Raw genomic sequence first — 16,636 nt, forward strand, 5'->3', positions numbered from 1 at the left:
GCTCACTACTTATGGAGCACGGGGATCGGCGGTCTGCATGAGCCGCGGTGGAAAACCCGCATCAAACTGGCCGACAGATCTTCGAGTACCTCGAGATCTGCACAACCGGCGCCGCCGACACAGCGCTCTGGGCTGGCGCTCGCCGGAAGAGTTCGAGGCTCAGACCAAGATCGTCGTGGCTTAGAGACTCCAGCCACGCAACTCCGCGGGACCCGGTGCACCCCACAGCCTCCACCGCGCCCGAGGCGCTTCACCGCGACCGCACGAGTGCGAACAGGCGTTCCACATTGCCCACCAGGACAACCAACAGCTGGTCGGAATCCCGTCGCGGGGTCTCAATCCGACCCGGAGCGACTCAACCGGGCACTGCAACACGGCTGTGGGCCTCGATCGTGTAGCGCCCGCGATCGGCGCCGTCAGCGGCCGTTCTGGCCGCCGCCCGTCGAGTCCGTGGACCATCGCAGGCGCTCGTTCTCGATGTGTAACAGGCTGATACCGTTCGATCGCTGTGAGCGACCGTCTAGAGCATCCCGGCCTGGTGTGGCCCCGCCGTATTGCTGTGTGCTCCGGTCTGTTACTGGGTTTGGTCATCGTCGTCCTTGCCGCCGCTGGTGCTTCGCATGTCGATGGCGGGCCTGTGGCCTCCTCGGTTGCGGTGGTGGCTCCGCCCCACAGTCACGGACCGTCGTGCCACGAAGCCGGCGACCACGACGCCGCGAGCACCGCGACGCGCCCGGACCGCTGGGGCGACTTGGGCGATGGCCTTCCAACTATTCTATTTACTTTCGAAGCCGCCGCTGTGCGGCAGGTACCGAAAGTTGTGCCAGTCGATACTCGACCAGCACGCCCCCGCAGTGGTCGATCGCATCTCGCTCTCGCACAGATATGTCGCACGTAGATGCTGGCGGGACACAGCTCCCGTTGTCGTTCACGCCCGTCTGTACGTTCCCGCACGGCATAGTGCCGCGCTGCCTGAACGAGGTCTGAATTCGTATGTCCACGCTTGCCTATGCTGGCCTGCCCATGTCTGAGGAGACCCGGCTCATCCACGTCGTCGGGAACACTCCTGTCGTCTGGATCGACTCACCATTCGCCGAGGGCGGGCGGGGTTTCTGGGCCAAGCTCGAAGGAGCCAACCCCGGTGGGATCAAAGACCGTCCAGCGGTACATATGGTTCGCCGCGCCCGCGAACGCGGCGACCTGCTCCCGGGCGGACGCATCGTCGAATCGACCAGCGGAACCCTCGGGCTCGGTCTCGCGCTGGCTGGGATCGCCTTCGGGCACCCAGTCACCCTGGTCTCAGATCCCGGTATGGAACCTTTGATGTATCGGTTGCTGCGCGCCTACGGCGCAGAAATCGAGACTGTCGACGCCCCCGCGTTGATTGGTGGGTGGCAGCAGGCCCGCCGGGACCGGGTCGCCCAGGTGCTCGCCGAGCACCCCGGCTCGTGGTGCCCTGATCAGTACAACAACCCGGACAATGTCGCCGCCTACGCGCCACTCGCCGCTGAGCTGTGGCATCAGCTCGGCCGCATCGACGTATTGGTCTGTTCCGTAGGCACCGGCGGCCACTCGGCCGGGATCTCGCGCGCGCTGCGACGTCACCAGCCCGACCTAGAGGTAGTCGGCGTCGACACGATCGGGTCGACCATCTTCGGACAGCCGGCTCGGCCTCGTCTGATGCGTGGGCTCGGCTCGAGTATCCACCCGCGCAACGTCGATCACAGCACCTTCTCCGAAGTGCACTGGGTAGCACCGGACGAAGCGGTATCTGCGTGCAGAGCGATGGCGAGCGCGAGCTACGCCAGTGGCGGCTGGAGTGTCGGTGCCGTCGGCGTCGTCGCTGGCTGGTTGGCCCGTACCCGCCCACCTGGTACGCGGATCACTGCGGTCTTCCCCGACGGCCCGCAGCGGTACTTCGACACGGTGTACAACGACGACTTCTGTCGGAACCACAACATCGAGGTCGGACCGCCGCCACTAGGCGATCCGGACCAGATCGACCGCACTGACCGCTCGGAGGTCCGGCGCTGGACGCGTTGTGTCGACGTCATCGCACCTGAGGCGAGCTGATGCGGGTATGGGCCCGATACCGTTCGTTCGAGCGTCCGACGCGGCTGCTACTTCTCAACCAACTCACCATCAACCTCGGCTTCTACATGCTCATCCCGTACCTGGCCGACCACCTGTCGGCCGGGCTCGGGCTGTCAGTACTGATGGTCGGCGTCGTCCTCGGAGTCCGGAACTTCTCTCAACAAGGGATGTTCCTGGTAGGAGGTAGCCTGGCCGACCGGTTCGGATACAAGCCGATGATCGTCGCCGGGTGCGCCTTGAGGACCGTCGGATTCGTACTGATCGGGCTCGTCGACGCCGTGCCCGCGTTGGTGATCGCCTCGGCGATGACCGGGTTCGCCGGTGCTCTGTTCAACCCGGCAGTCCGCGCCTACATCGCCCACGACGCCGGAGAGCGACGGGTCGAGGCGTTCGCCTTATTCAGCGTCTTTTACCAGGCGGGGATCCTTATCGGGCCGGTGGCTGGAATGCTGTTGACCGGGATCAACTTCACAGCGACCTGCCTGGTCGCCGCAGCTGTCTTCGCCGTGCTGACAGTGCTGCAGATTCGGGCATTGCCTGGTCGTCAGGGTAGCGGCGGGAACTCCCGTGAGGATGGGCGTTCGGTACTGGCCCAGTGGCGTGACGTGGCTACCACCAGGGGTTTCGTGCCGTTCGCCGTCGCGATGATCGGTACCTACGTGCTGTCGTACCAGATCTACCTCGCTCTCCCGCTCTATACGCGGTCGTTGCTTGGCGGCGGTGACTCCGCGACGATGCTGGTAACTGCCGTCTACGTCGTATCAGGCGGGGTCACGATCGCGGCACAGATGCGGGTCACCGCGTGGTGCCGGGACCGCTGGGGGGCAGCCGCGTCGCTGAGCAGAGGCCTGTTCGTGCTCGGAGCAGCGTTCGTGCCGATGCTCGTCGCCGACTGCCTACCAGCACTTGACGACGGTACGACAGTCGTCGTGGGGATCATCGCGCTGCTATCCACAGCTGCGATGCTCGCGGTCGGCACAGCCATCGTTCTGCCCTTTGAGATGGATACGATCGTCGGGCTGTCGGGCAACCGTCTCGTTGCCACTCACTACGGGTTCTACAACACCGTGTGCGGGATCGGGATCCTGCTGGGCAATGCCGGGACCGGGTGGGCTATGGACTTGGCCCGTTCGGCTGGAGCAGCTGCAGTCCCGTGGGCGGTGCTCGTCGCGACCGGAGTCGTCTGTGCGGTAGCACTTATGGCTCTTCACCGGCGCGGTCTTCTGACCGTGACACCAGAGAAGACGCCACGCCCGACGGAGACAGACGCGCCCACGGTGAGCTTTGAGGCGATCAATCGGTTCGCCGCAGCCGACACCGCTCCGACGCAACCGTTGCCCATGGCATCGGCATCGGCATCGGCATCGGCATCGAGAAGCCGAACCCGCTGACCTCCGCTGGTGTGGCGCCCGCTGCAGCGCCACACCAGCGGACGCGGTCCTCAGCTCGCTGCTGCACCGCCTCCGCGCGCTGTCTGCTCGTCCGAAGCGCGTACGACCTGAACCTTGTCGCCCTCGACGAGATCGTTGAAGAACGCCTCGGCCTGCCCGGTGTCGAGCTTGACGCATCCCGCCGACGCACTCGCCCGGTCACCGCCGTGGAAGGCGACGCCGCCGTCGGCGAAGAAGACCGACCACGGCATCGGCGCAGGGTTGCCGTCAGGGCCGGTGAACTCACCGCTGACGTGGTCCTTATTCTTGCGGTAGACCCGAAACGAGTGTCCCAGAGGTGTCTCCTGGCCGGCTCCGCCGGACGCGATCGGAACCGGACCACGGGTCACCTTGCCGTCGCGCAGGAGCCAGGCGCGTTGCGTGTCGAGATCGACACACGCCCGTGCCGAGACCGAGCAAGGGGTGCCCGGGGCGACGGCCTCCGCGTGGGCCTGGGTTGCGATGTCGCCCTGCTCGACGTCGGCGAGCGCGGTTCCACCGAGGCCGATCCCGGTTGCGGCGACGATCGCGGCGACGACGATCCGCTTGCGGCGTGGTCGTCGGGTCGTCGGATTCCCCATCTGGTGCTCCTGTTCGTGGGTCGCCGTCACCGCGCTCGGGGTAACGAGACTCGGCATCATCCGTAACGAGAGACGTTCAAGAGTGACCGAGGTTGTCACGCTTCGGAGTCGGATCTGCCGGTGGGTGACCCCGGGGAGTCTCGGAGGCCCGTGGCTGGGTGGTGGAGAGTGGCCGACCCTGCACCGCTAGCCTCGTCGATGACGGAGGGAGTGCACGTGCGGCGGATTGCTCGATGGACAAGCGCCATCGCGGTCGCCGTACTCACCGTGCTCACGGTCGGTGTCCTATGTGCGGGAGGCGCGACGGCGGGGGAGCCCCCGGCCCCTGTCGGTCAGGAACGCTCGCACGGATGCCACGGTGCTCCGCTGCAGGACATCGAGCACGCCGCCGCGAGCCCGGTCCGCCTCGCCGACGACGGGACGAGTGCGTCGACCGTCGACCTCACTGTTCTCTGCGTCCGAACCGTTCCCGCAGCAGTGGTCCGCCCGGCGGTGCCGGACGACACCCCGCCGGCTCCCGCACGCGTCTCGACAGCTGATCTCCAGGTCTTCCGGATCTAGACACCGTTGCGCGCTCCCACGCCCGCAGCCCCTTGTCAGATTTGGGATACCCGTATGTCGACGTCCAGTACGTCCCTGTCCTCCTGCCTCCCTGCTCCGCCGCCCGCCGGTGCCGGGGCCGTCGCCGCACTCGCAGCCGGAGCCCTAGTCACCGGTGCTCAGGCCACCTACGACGAACTCGATCTCCAACTGGTCGACGACGAGGTCCGTCCGGTCGCGGCGCTGTCGCTCGAACCGGCCTCGATCCCAGCTCCCGACCGTCCCGCGGTCGTCGCGCCTGTCGCGGCGTCCGAGCTCCCGGACGCCGCCGACCCGGACGACCTCGCCGCCCTGGCGAAGGGCACCCGGATCGGAGAGGAGTCCGCCCGTCGAGCCGACCAGCTCTCGGCCGCCCGGGCCGAGGGCGCCCCGGCCGCCGTGACCGCGGCCAGCGGTGAGGTCACCGTGCAACCCGTCCGGGGCCGGATCACCTCGACGGCCGGTCCGCGCTGGGGCTCCACCCACTACGGCCTGGACATCGCCAACCGCATCGGGACCCCGATCTTCGCCGTCGCCGACGGTGTCGTGGAGAAGTCCGGTCCGGCGAACGGATTCGGACTGTGGGTGGTCGTCCGCCACCCCGACGGCAGCCGATCGGTGTATGGCCACATCAACCAGGCGTTCGTCGCGGCAGGGGAGCGCGTGGCGGCCGGGGACCGGATCGCCGAGGTGGGCAATCGCGGTCAGTCGACGGGGCCGCACCTGCACCTGGAAATCCGGCAGGGCTCGGTGTCGGGCGAGAAGGTCGACCCTGTCGGATGGCTGAGAGCTCGCGGTCTGGAGCTGACCGGATGACGACGCAAGCCGGGAATGCCTCAGATCGGAGGCCAGCCCCACCGCGCATAGCTGGAGACAGCATCGGCCATCACGGCCGACCACACCCCGCTGAGCATCAGCACGCCGGTGACCACCAGCATCACGCCGCCGGCGACCTCCAGACGGTGGGCGTTGCGGCGCAGCCAGGCGAATCGGTCGCGGCCGCGCAGGAGAGCCCGTGCCAGCAGCAGGAAGGGAAGCCCGAGTCCGAGCGCGTACGCGGCGAGAAGCACGACACCGGTCATGAGCCGGCCCGAGGTCGCGGCAACGGTGAGGATCGTCGCGAGCACCGGACCGACGCACGGGGTCCAGCCGAGCGCGAACGCCGCACCCAGACCGAACGAACCGATCGCGCCAGAGGTCGCCCGGCGCAGGCCGGGCCGGAACTCGCGGGCGATCAGCGGAATTCGGAGGACCCCGGTCATTCCGAGCCCGAGGACGACGACGACCACTCCGGCGCCCCGGGTGAGGATGTCGAGGTTCTGCCGCAGCAGGAGCCCGACCGCCGAGGCCGTGAGACCCATGGCGACGAAGACCGCGCCGAACCCGGCCACGAACAGCGCAGGTCCCCAGTGCGATCGTCCCCTGTCCTGACTGCCGGAGCGGCTGACGAAGGAGACGTAGCCGGGCAGCAGCGGCAGGACGCACGGGGAGCTGAACGACACGGCCCCGGCGACGAGCGCGAGCGCCGTCATGGCCAGGAGTTCCACGACACCTCCGAGATCGACCAGGGCCGTTGTGGACCCGTTACGCGAAGTATGTCATCTTCTACAGACAGTAGAAGTTTGGGAGTCGCCGTGAACGATGCGCCGCCGGTGGCCCGTCTCGCAGGAGTACGGGTGGACCTGCACCAGGCCCCGGTCCTGCGCGATCTGGACCTGTGTCTCGAGTCTGGCGAGGTCATCGGCCTGATGGGCGCCAACGGTTCGGGGAAGTCGACGCTGCTTTCCGTGCTCGCCACCCTCATCCGCCCTACCGCCGGGACGGTCGAGCTGTTCGGCCGGCAGATCGACGCCACCAGCGCTCGCACGGCGAGGTTGCGCGTCGCGCTCGTCGGACACTCGGCGGCGCTCTACGACCGGCTCACCCTCGAGGAGAACCTGCGGCTGGTCGCTCGCCTCACCGGCCGCCCGCGTCGCCGGGTGCCCGAGGTGCTCGCCGACGTTGGTCTCGCCCGGGCGGCCGGGCGGCCGGCGATCGCCTGCTCGCAGGGAATGCGCAGGCGCGCGGAGCTCGCCCGGGTGATGCTCACCGAGCCCGACCTGCTGCTCCTGGACGAGGTGCACACCGGGCTCGATTACGACGCCGCACCGTTGGTGGGCCGGGTTCTCGCAGAGGTGCGTTCCCGGTGGGGAGCTGGGGTCCTCGTCTCGCACGAGGCCGGAAGGGTCTCCGACCTCTGTGACCGGACGGTCGGTCTGCGCTCCGGCCGGGTCGAGACGGTGGTAGCCCGATGACTCCGTCGGTGTCTCCGCTGGCGCAGGCGGTCGTGCTCGCCCGCAAGGATCTGTCCGTCGACCGTCGTACCGGTGAGGTCTTCGGGGTCGTGGCACCGTTCGGTGCGGTCGCGCTCTTCCTGGTGCCGTTAGGTGTGGGTGCCGAGACCGCCCTGCTGACCGCTGTCGGACCGGCCCTGTTCTGGCTGATCGTGCTGCTCTTCGGAGTTCTCGTGACCATGCGGGGCGGCGCTGTCGACAGCCCCGCCCACAGAGCGCTCCTGCTTCTGTCCGGGGTGACCCCCCGGGTCCGTCTGGCCGGTCGCGCCCTCGGGAACACGGCGCTTCTGCTGGCGTTCCAGCTGGTCATCGCTCCGGTGGCGATAGTGCTCTACGCGCCGGATCTGGGCGGGTGGCCGTGGTTGCTGCCGATGGTCGTCCTCGTCGCTGCGGGCCTGGGCACGCTCGGTGCGTTCGCCGATCTCGTCTCCGAAGGGCTCGCAGGGCGCACCACGCTCGGTCCCCTGCTCGTCACTCCGATCACGGTTCCGTTGCTGCTCGGCGCCGTCGGAGTCATCGACGCCACCCGCTACGAGCGCCCGGCGTGGCCGTGGCTCGTCCTCGTGCTGGCCGTCGATCTCGCCATCGCGTTGTCGGCCGCGTGGTGCGTCCGGCACCTGGAGGATCAGACATGATCGAACCCGACCTGACCCGAACGACTGCGGTAACACCGTGGACCGTCTTCGGCCGTCGGTTACCGCTCGCGGTCGCGACCGCCGTCGTCATCGCGGCGGCCGCAGCGTTGTTCTCGCCGGCCGACCGGTTGCAGGGTGAGCTCGTACGGCTGATGTACGTGCATGTCCCTGCGGCGTGGACGGCGTTTCTCGCCTACGGCGTGACCCTCGTCGCCGGCCTGGTCTGGTTGCGGCGGCGCACCGCCGTCTGGGATCGGCTGGCGGCATCGAGCGCCGAGGCCGGGGTGTTCTTCACCGGTCTCGCCATCGCTCTGGGCTCGATCTGGGGTCGACCTACCTGGGGCGTGTGGTGGACGTGGGACGCCCGGCTCGTGACGACGGCGTTGCTGTTCTTCGTCTACCTCGGGTACCTCGCCCTGCGGCGCGCGATCGACGACCCGGTCGCTCGGGCCTGCCGGTCGGCGGTGTTCGGCGTCGTCGCCTTCGCCATGGTCCCGCTCGTGCACTTCTCGGTGCTGTGGTGGAGGACGCTGCACCAGCCGCCCTCGTTGCTGCGTCCCGCCGCACCGGCGATCGGCGGCGGCATGCTGGCAGCGCTGCTGTTATCCGTCCTGGCCTTTACCGCCCTCTACGTGCTGGTCGTCCGGACCCGGATGCGGATCATCGCCGCCGAGGACGCCGCAGACGCTGCTGAGAGCGCGGGGGACCGGCCGGTCGCCGGCGATGCCGTGACCGCACCCGGAGGGGAGACCGAGCGATGACGCAGTGGGCCTGGGTGGTGCTCGGCTACGGCGTGACCGTGACGGCGACCGTCACCTATCTCGGGGTGCTCCTACGGGCCGCTGCCCGGATCGGCGAGAGAACGGAGGAGAGGCGATGACGACCTCACACATCCGTGAGCGCCGTGTCGTGCGGCGCTATCGCCTGCTCGGCGCTTCTGCGACCGGTATCCTGGCCGTTCTCGTCGGCCTGCTGCTGTTCGGCAATCTCAACGGCAACCTCGTCTACTACCTCGAGCCCGCCGAGGCGGTGGCCCAGCGCGCGAGCCAGGCTGAGGGCACCCGGTTCCAGCTCGGCGGCCTCGTCGTGGATGGCACTGTCGTCGGCGAACCAGGCCGGGTGCAGTTCGAGGTGACGTCCTCGGCCGGGCCAGACGGTGTCCGGGTGCCCGTGGAGTTCAGTGGCGCCCCGGCCCAGCTGTTCGGCGCCGGCGTCGGGGTCGTGCTCGAAGGGCAGTGGCGGGGGGACACCTTCGTCTCGGACTCGATGAAGGTGAAGCACGACGAGAACTACCAGCCGCCCGACGACGAGGGTTCGGCATGACGACGGCGGTGCCCTCCGCCGGGTGGACCGGCCTCATGCTCGGCCTCGCAGGGTCGGTAGTGCTGGCGGTCCTCGGCTTCCTCGCCCAGCACCGGCCCGGTGCTGTGCGTCGCAGGCAGCTGCTGGTCGGGGCGGGTTTCATGCTCGGTGGCTCGGTGCTAGCGATGGCGGCGCTCCAGGTCGCCCTGCTGACCGACAACTTCGCCGTCGCCTACGTCGCCGAGAACCACTCCCGTGCCACCTCGACGTTCTTCAGCATCACCGGGGCCTGGGCAGCGCTCGAGGGCAGCCTCGTCCTGTGGGTGCTCGTCCTGTCCGGATTCACCGCAGCGGTGATGCACGGAGTACGCGACACCGATGACCGGCTCGGCACCGGGGCGCTCGGCGTGCTGGGTTCAGTCGGCGCCTTCTTCTTCGGCCTGGTCGTGCTGGCGGGCAATCCATTCGAGATTCTTGCCGAGGTACCCGCAGACGGGCCCGGGCCGAACCCGATCCTCGCCGACCACGTGCTCATGGCCGTCCACCCGCCCTTGCTGTACGTGGGCTACGTCGGCCTCACAGTGCCGTTCGCGTTCGCAATGTCGGCGCTGCTCGGCAGCGTTGCGGGAGTGGAGTGGCTGCGCCGCACCCGCCGCGCGAACCTGACGGCCTGGAGCTTCCTCACGGCGGGTCTCGTGGTGGGCGCCTGGTGGTCCTACGAGGTCCTGGGGTGGGGCGGCTACTGGGCCTGGGACCCCGTGGAGAACGCCGCACTGGTTCCGTGGCTGGTCGCCACCGCCTTCCTGCACTCGGCCGTGGTACAGGTCCGGCGGGGGATGTTGCAGTCCTGGAACTTCGTCCTGGTGCTGGCGGCATTCGCCCTCACCGTCCTGGGCACGTTCCTCACCCGCAGCGCGGTCGTCCAGTCGGTACACAGCTTCAGCCAGTCCGACGTGGGCCCACCGCTGCTGGTGTTCTTCGTCGTCGTGGTGGTGACCGGGTTCGTGCTCATCGCACTGCGTGCCGAGCGCATCGCATCCCGGGGCGGTCCCGAGTCGCTGGCCAGCCGGGAGGGCATGTTCCTGCTGAACAACTTGCTTCTGAGTCTGTTCGCGTTCGTCGTGCTGCTCGGAACCCTCTACCCGGTCGTCCTCGAGGCGATCACCGACGAGCAGGTGTCGGTCGGACGGCCGTTCTTCGACCGGATGGCGGTCCCGCTCGGTTTCGCCCTGCTCCTCGCGATGTGGGCCGGACCGGTCACCCCGTACCGCCATGCGTCGCCGGCGGTGATCTGGAGACGCCTGCGCGTGCCGTTGCTGCTCGCGGCCTGTGCCTCGACGACGACGGCCCTTGCCGGGGTGAGCTCACCGGGGGTCGTGGCCGTCGTGGCCCTGGCTACCGGGATCGCGTCGAGCACCGTGCGCCAAGCCCTGGTGACCGCCCCCGCACGGACTCCCGCCGGTCTGTGGCGCCTCATCTGCGGGCAGCGCGGGTACTGGGGCGGGCAGCTGGCCCACCTCGGTGTCGCTCTCTTCGTCGTGGTGGTCGCCACCTCGTCCGGTCTGGCCGAGCGGAGCACCGTCACCGTCGACCGCGGGGACTTCGTCGAGTTCGCCGGGTACACGCTGACCTTCGACTACGTCGACGAGCACGAGCTGCCCGACCGGCTGGTCACCGACGCACACCTCACCGTCACCGACGGGGAGCGCGTCAACCGGGAGATGACACCGTTGTTGAACTCCTTCCCCGGCAGGCCACAGGCGGTCGGTAACCCCGATGTATGGACGACCCCGGCTCAGGACGTCTACGTCGCCCTCGGGGACCTGGAGCCCGAGCGCGTCACGCTCAACCTGTTCCGCTACCCGCTGATGGTCTGGATGTGGGTCGGCGGGGGCATGGTCGCGGCCGGCGGGTTCTGGGCGTTGGGTCGGCCGCGCCGGACCGCGCGGGCCGCGGTCGATCCCGGCCAGTCGCGGTCTGGGGAACCGGTGAGCACCGATGCCTAGCCCGGGCCAGAGGGCGGTCTCCGTCGTGATCGGCGGGGCGACTCTTCTGCTGACCGTCGCCGTCGCACTGGTGCTCGCCATGGCCCCCGCGGCGGGGCAGGACCGGGTGCAGGAACTGGCCGAGCGGCTGCGCTGCCCGGTCTGCACGAGCGTGTCGGTCGCCGAGTCGCCGTCGGACACCGCTGTCGCGATGCGGCAGGTGATCGAGGACCAGGTGGCGGCGGGGCGGTCGGACGACGAGATCGAGGCCTACTTCCGTGCCCGGTACGGTGACTGGGCGGTGATCGACCCGCCGGCGTCGGGCAGCACGCTGCTCCTGTGGCTGCTGCCCGCCGCGGCGACGGTCGCAGGTGCGGCGCTGCTGCTGACCCGCCGGTCCCGGTGCGCCGGCCGCGACGAGCCGGAACCGTCCGAGGCGGAACAGGCACGGGTCGACCAGGCGCTCGACCGGAGCCGCGAGTCGCAGGCCCGGCGGGAGCTCGAGCCGTGAGCCGGGGTGACGAGATCGCCGACCAGGCGCTGGCGGACATCCTGGAACTCGAGGCGCAGGTCGCCCAAGGCGAGATCGACGAGGAACGAGCCCGGCGGATGCGCCGGCATTATGTCTCCGTCGCCGCCGAGGCGATGGCCTCGCCGGACGACACCGGATCGCCCGGCCCCCGGAGCCCGGCAGGTCGAGCACCCCGCCCGTGGACGCTCGCCTACGTGCTGGCAGCCACGGTGGCGCTGGTCGCCGGGATCATTGTGCTCCCGGCGTCGATCGTGGAGCGCCCCGAGGGTGGAGCGGTCACCGGGATCGAACCGATGGCCGAGGCACCCGGTGATGCCCCGGCGGTCGACCCTGCCGCCGTCGACGACGAACAGCTGGAGCAGGTGGTCGCCGAGAACCCCGGGGTGATCGGGATGCGGTTGGCCCTGGCGGACCGCTACGTAGCGGCAGGCGACCACGGTGCCGCGATGCGCCATTACGTCGAGGCGGTCCGCCTCCGGCCCGACGACCCGCAGGTCCGCACGCGGCTGGCCTGGCTGCTGCTGACGATCGGGCAGACCGGACCGGCCCTCGAGAACGCCGACCGGGCACTCGCACTAAGCCCCGGCTCCCCTGACGCGGCCTGGGTCCGGGCGAACGTGCTTATCGACGGTCTCGGCGACGTGGCCGGTGGCGTCGGCGTCCTCGAGGGTCTGCTGGCCCGGCCGGACCTCACCCCGGACATCCGGGGCCAGGTGGAGGACCTGCGCCGCCGCGCACTGACCGACGGAGGAGGTGGGCGATGACGACGCGCAGTCGTCGATGGAGTGGGGTCCGCGCAGCGGCGGTCGCCGTGGTCGTCGTGGCGATCGGGGTCGGTGCCGTGTTCGGTTGGCGCCTTGTCGGAGGATCGACGGTCGTCGACAGCCCGCTGATCGGCCGCCCGGCCCCGGCAGCGGCCCTGCCGCAACTGGACGCCGGCGGCACGGTCTCGCTGGCCGACCTCCGCGGTGACGTGGTCGTCGTCAACTTCTGGGCCTCGTGGTGCGTGGCGTGCCGTGGCGAGCATCCGGTCCTCGTGGAAGCGGCCCGTGACTACCGGGACCGTGGGGTGACCTTCCTCGGCGTCGACTACCAGGACTCGCCGGACTCGGCCCGGGCGTTCCTCGACGAACTCGGCCGCGGCGGCCCGAACTATCTCTACGTCAGCGACCCGGGATCGCGCGCCGCTTTGGACTTCGGGCTCTTCGGAGTCCCGGAGACCTTCGTCCTCGATCCCGACGGCGTGATCGCAGCGAAGATCACCGGACCGGTGACGACAGGGCAGCTGGACGGGGTTCTCGAGGCCGTGCTCGCCGGTCGACGCCCCGAACCCGGGACACCCGGGTCCGTCCAGCCCGCACCGGGCGCGCCGTACAGGTCCCCCGGATGACGGCGCCACCCATTACCGGACGAGTACCGGACGGTCCCGGTCGCAGGCGGTTGCCGTGGAGCGTCCTGCTGCTCGCCCTCCTCCTACCCCTGGCGATGGGATGTCTGCCGGGCTCCGAGGTCACCGCAGGTCCGGCGGCGTCAGCCATCGGAGCCTCGGCGACCGCGGTGGAGTCCACCGCCGCAGAGCAGGATCACGACGTCTGCCCGTTGCAGCCTCTCTGTCCGCACGATGCCGGGCAGGACCACGCCACCGACGACGCCCCACCCCGCCTGACCGGTCCGGCCCCGCACGATCCGCTGTGTCCGTCGGCCCAGGGCGTCGAGGGGATCCGCGGGGAGTCCGGGACGGCCGCAGCCCCACGCGGCGAGCCAATCGTCCTCCCCGCCGTCCGGACGCCGGTCTCGGTCCTCTGCGTCGACCGGAACTGATCGACCGCACGAGCCGGCGCCTGTTCGTCCCGCGACCGGCCCGCCCGTCACGTCAGTCCCGACACCCGCGGCCCCACAGCCGCAGAGCCCGAGGTCTCCCATGTCCCGCAAGACCCGCACGCGTTCGACACCCTCGCTCCCCGTCAAGGGCGGGATGTCCAACCTGAAGTTCTCCCTGATCATCGTCGTGGTGTTCGTCGTCGGAGTCGGCACCCTGTTCGGCATCAGCCGCTTCAACGCCGACGACACGTCGGACGCTGCGGCAGTCGTCGTCCGCGAGAACAGCCTGAGGCTGTCGACTGCACCGGGCGCCACGGTCGACTTCGTCGAGTTCCTCGACTTCGAATGCGAGGCGTGTGGCGCCGCCTACCCCGCGATCGAGCAGCTGCGCCAGGAGTACGGCGACCGTGTCAACTTCGTCATCCGGTACTTCCCGGTGCAGAGCCACGCCAACGCCGAGCGGGCCGCTCGTGCCGTCGAGGCCGCTGCACAGCAGGGCGCGCTCGAGCCGATGTACAAGCGGATGTTCGAGACACAGGCCCAGTGGGGGGAACAGCAGGTGCCGATGGACGATCGGTTCCGCGGCTATGCTCGTGACCTGGGCCTGGACCTGGTCCGCTTCGACGTGGCCTACAACGACCCGGCCACCATGGATCGTATCGACGCCGACCGGAACGACGGTCTGAGCCTCGGAGTGCAGGGCACACCGACGTTCTTCGTGAACGGCGAGCGAGTCACGGTCCAGACCTTCGACGACCTTCGCCGGGCCCTCGACGATGCACTCGCCGCGAGCTGAGGCCAGTCGTCGGGCGACCGCGTCGGTGCCTGCCGTGCTGACGGGACTGACCGTGCTCGGCTCTGCGGTACTCGCTGCCTGGGCCTGCCTGCGGTTCACCGCCACGGACGACCGGGGCACCTCGGTCCCCGGCCGACGCCGGTGATGCACGGGAGCGACAAGCTGATGTGCGTAGGGACCGCATGTTCTACGCTGTGTCGGAGTTCGAGGGAGCCGACGGTGGAGCTGGTCACGTGATGTCGAGTCGAGGTGCGGTCGTGCTGGCCGTCCTCGGCGCGCTCCTTGGCCTGCTGGCACTGCACCCGTTGTCGGCGGCGTATGCGGGAGTGGCCCCGCCCCCGGTTGCGGTGACCGCGGTGCCCGCCTCCGCCCCGGCTGCGTCGTCGACGCCCGACGCCGGCGCCGGACATGTCGTGGGATGTCCGGAGTCGCCGGCCGACGGGCATCCCGCGCCGCTGTCGCCGAGCCGTGACGACGATCGGCCGATGCCCACGCTCGCGGGCAGGGTGGCGGCGACTGCCCCTGCCGAGTGGGCATCGGCTCTACGGTCGCCGATCACGGCAGAACCGCCTGCGCTCGCGGGGTCACGTCTCCTGATCGGGATCTGCGTCTCCCGAACGTAGATGCGCCCGCAACCCTGGTCGCCAGCCACCGTCCCGCGCGGCCCTCCGCGCGGATGCCCCTCGGCGTCGATCGCCCCGACGACCGCCGCCCCTGCTCTGTTCCGCGCCCGGATCCGGCACGACGTCGACGACCCGGATCGCCGCACGGAGCCGAAAGGACACTCCATGACCCAGGTCGGTCCACAGCCGGTGACGGTTCGCCCGAACCCGACGCGCTCCACCGCGAAAGGGTCCACGTTCCTCAAGATGCTGAGAACGACGGATCCAAAGGACATCGCGATCCTGTACCTCTGCACGTCGTTCGCGTTCTTCGCGGTCGGCGGCGTCATGGCGCTGCTGATCCGCGCCGAGCTCGCGCGACCGGAGCTGCAGTTCCTGTCGACCGAGCAGTACAACCAGCTGTTCACCATGCACGGCACAATCATGCTGCTGCTGTTCGCGACGCCGATCGTGTTCGGTTTCGCCAACTACATCGTGCCGCTGCAGATCGGTGCGCCCGACGTCGCGTTCCCGCGACTCAACTCGTTCTCCTACTGGCTCTACCTGTTCGGCGGGATCATCGTCGTCTCCGGGTTCCTGACCCCGGGCGGCGCCGCGGACTTCGGCTGGTTCGCCTACACCCCGCTGTCCAACGCGATCCGCTCACCAGGTCCCGGTGCGGACTTGTGGATCATGGGCCTCGTCGTTTCCGGCCTCGGCACCATTCTCGGTGGCGTCAACTTCGTGACGACCATCGTCTGCATGCGCGCGCCCGGTATGACGATGTTCCGGATGCCCATCTTCACCTGGAACATCTTCATCACCGCGCTGCTGATCCTGATCGCGTTCCCGATCCTGACCGCCGCGCTGCTCGCGCTGGCCGCGGACCGCCACCTCGGCGCCCAGATCTTCAACCCGGCCAACGGTGGTGTGGTGCTCTGGCAGCACCTGTTCTGGTTCTTCGGCCATCCGGAGGTCTACATCGTCGCGTTGCCGTTCTTCGGCATCGTCTCGGAGATCTTCCCGGTGTTCGCCCGCAAGCCGATCTTCGGCTACAAGGGCCTGGTCTTCGCGACCATCGCCATCGCGGCGCTGTCGGTCGCGGTCTGGGCGCACCACATGTACGCCACCGGCGCGATCATGCTGTCGTTCTTCGCCTTCACCACGTTCCTCATCGCCATCCCGACGGGCGTCAAGTTCGTCAACTGGATCGGCACCCTGTGGAAGGGCAAGATCACCTACGAGACGCCGATGCTGTTCTCGGTCGGCTTCCTGGTCACGTTCCTCTTCGGTGGTCTGACCGGCATCCTGCTCGCGATGCCGCCGGTGGACTTCAACGTGTCGGACACCTACTTCGTCGTCGCGCACTTCCACTACGTGCTCTACGGCACGATCGTGTTCGCGACCTTCGGCGGGATCTACTTCTGGTTCCCGAAGATGACCGGCCGGTTCCTCGACGAGAAGCTCGGCAAGATCCACTTCTGGCTGACCTTCGTCGGGTTCCACCTGACGTTCCTGGTGCAGCACTGGCTGGGCAACGAGGGGATGCCCCGGCGCTATGCCGACTACCTGCCCTCCGACGGTTTCACCGTACTGAACACGATCTCGTCGATCGGCGCGTTCGTGCTCGGTGCCTCGACGCTGCCGTTCTTCTACAACGTGTTCAAAAGCTACCGATACGGCCGGATCTGCGAGGTTGACGACCCGTGGGGCTTCGGGAACTCGTTGGAGTGGGCGACGTCGTCGCCGCCGCCGCGGCACAACTTCACCGAGCTGCCCCGGATCCGGTCCGAGCGTCCAGCGTTCGACCTGCACTACCCCCACATCGTGCAGCGAGCACGGGCTGAGGCGCACGTCGGCGGGAGGGCGCACCCGACGGAAGTGCTCGCCCACGAGGTCGCCAAGGAGTCCATGCCGAGCGACGACCCTAGGGAGAACTGACTCGC

At 69.1% G+C, this 16,636-nt stretch carries 16 protein-coding genes; 14 read left to right on the forward strand and 2 right to left on the reverse strand.

Features of this window, described 5'->3' with window-relative positions:
• Positions 1–1,023 precede the first annotated feature (1,023 nt).
• The gene (locus MTO91_RS27310; RefSeq protein WP_226369776.1) at positions 1,024–2,073 is read left to right on the forward strand and encodes a PLP-dependent cysteine synthase family protein; all 1,050 of its coding nucleotides are present in this window, start codon (positions 1,024–1,026) and stop codon (positions 2,071–2,073) included.
• Entirely contained in the window at positions 2,073–3,485 is a 1,413-nt protein-coding gene (locus tag MTO91_RS27315; protein WP_281010849.1) for an MFS transporter, read from the forward strand. Before MTO91_RS27310 ends, MTO91_RS27315 begins: the two co-directional genes overlap by 1 nt.
• Before the next feature lie 50 nt (positions 3,486–3,535).
• On the opposite strand, the gene MTO91_RS27320 is transcribed toward MTO91_RS27315, so the two are convergent.
• Entirely contained in the window at positions 3,536–4,105 is a 570-nt protein-coding gene (locus MTO91_RS27320; RefSeq protein ID WP_100877375.1) for a L,D-transpeptidase, read from the reverse strand.
• Between the two features lie 615 nt (positions 4,106–4,720).
• Here MTO91_RS27320 and MTO91_RS27325 point away from each other — a divergent pair.
• Positions 4,721–5,500 carry a M23 family metallopeptidase gene (locus tag MTO91_RS27325; protein WP_100877237.1) on the forward strand — a complete coding sequence of 260 codons (780 nt, stop codon included), beginning with the start codon at positions 4,721–4,723 and terminating at the stop codon, positions 5,498–5,500.
• A gap of 20 nt (positions 5,501–5,520) precedes the next feature.
• Here the strand turns inward: MTO91_RS27325 and MTO91_RS27330 are convergent, their stop codons facing one another.
• Positions 5,521–6,231 (reverse strand): cytochrome c biogenesis CcdA family protein, encoded by a 711-nt coding sequence (locus MTO91_RS27330; RefSeq protein ID WP_100877238.1) that lies wholly within the window; start codon positions 6,229–6,231, stop codon positions 5,521–5,523.
• Positions 6,232–6,360: 129 nt separating this feature from the next.
• Here MTO91_RS27330 and MTO91_RS27335 point away from each other — a divergent pair, with 129 nt between their 5' ends.
• The 11 genes from MTO91_RS27335 (at position 6,361) to ctaD (ending at position 16,631) form a co-directional block, all read left to right on the forward strand.
• A complete protein-coding gene (locus MTO91_RS27335) occupies positions 6,361–6,978 on the forward strand; it encodes an ATP-binding cassette domain-containing protein (RefSeq protein WP_100877239.1) in 618 nt (205 codons plus the stop codon).
• Positions 6,975–7,652, forward strand: coding sequence for a heme exporter protein CcmB (locus tag MTO91_RS27340; RefSeq protein ID WP_100877240.1), 678 nt, complete (start codon positions 6,975–6,977; stop codon positions 7,650–7,652). The genes MTO91_RS27335 and MTO91_RS27340 overlap by 4 nt, the downstream gene beginning before the upstream one ends.
• Positions 7,649–8,413 (forward strand): cytochrome c biogenesis protein CcsA, encoded by a 765-nt coding sequence (ccsA, locus tag MTO91_RS27345; protein ID WP_100877241.1) that lies wholly within the window; start codon positions 7,649–7,651, stop codon positions 8,411–8,413. Before MTO91_RS27340 ends, ccsA begins: the two co-directional genes overlap by 4 nt.
• A complete protein-coding gene (locus MTO91_RS27350) occupies positions 8,410–8,532 on the forward strand; it encodes a hypothetical protein (RefSeq protein WP_264183724.1) in 123 nt (40 codons plus the stop codon). The genes ccsA and MTO91_RS27350 overlap by 4 nt, the downstream gene beginning before the upstream one ends.
• On the forward strand, positions 8,529–8,975 hold the full coding sequence (locus tag MTO91_RS27355) for a cytochrome c maturation protein CcmE (protein ID WP_178376921.1): 447 nt from the start codon (positions 8,529–8,531) through the stop codon (positions 8,973–8,975). The genes MTO91_RS27350 and MTO91_RS27355 overlap by 4 nt, the downstream gene beginning before the upstream one ends.
• Positions 8,972–10,960: a heme lyase CcmF/NrfE family subunit gene (locus tag MTO91_RS27360; protein ID WP_100877243.1), complete on the forward strand. Its 1,989-nt coding sequence runs from the start codon at positions 8,972–8,974 to the stop codon at positions 10,958–10,960. The genes MTO91_RS27355 and MTO91_RS27360 overlap by 4 nt, the downstream gene beginning before the upstream one ends.
• 25 nt (positions 10,961–10,985) lie before the next feature.
• The gene (locus MTO91_RS27365) at positions 10,986–11,450 is read left to right on the forward strand and encodes a cytochrome c-type biogenesis protein (protein WP_100877244.1); all 465 of its coding nucleotides are present in this window, start codon (positions 10,986–10,988) and stop codon (positions 11,448–11,450) included.
• Positions 11,447–12,235, forward strand: coding sequence for a tetratricopeptide repeat protein (locus MTO91_RS27370; RefSeq protein WP_100877245.1), 789 nt, complete (start codon positions 11,447–11,449; stop codon positions 12,233–12,235). Before MTO91_RS27365 ends, MTO91_RS27370 begins: the two co-directional genes overlap by 4 nt.
• Positions 12,232–12,861, forward strand: a complete 630-nt coding sequence (locus MTO91_RS27375) for a TlpA family protein disulfide reductase (protein ID WP_100877246.1) — start codon at positions 12,232–12,234, stop codon at positions 12,859–12,861. Before MTO91_RS27370 ends, MTO91_RS27375 begins: the two co-directional genes overlap by 4 nt.
• A gap of 531 nt (positions 12,862–13,392) precedes the next feature.
• Entirely contained in the window at positions 13,393–14,088 is a 696-nt protein-coding gene (locus MTO91_RS27380; protein WP_226369778.1) for a DsbA family protein, read from the forward strand.
• Between the two features lie 788 nt (positions 14,089–14,876).
• Complete coding sequence (gene ctaD, locus MTO91_RS27385) at positions 14,877–16,631, forward strand: aa3-type cytochrome oxidase subunit I (RefSeq protein WP_100877248.1); 1,755 nt, start codon at positions 14,877–14,879, stop codon at positions 16,629–16,631.
• The last annotated feature ends 5 nt before the right edge of the window (positions 16,632–16,636 follow it).

The organism is Pseudonocardia sp. 2-7, assembly GCF_056341085.1.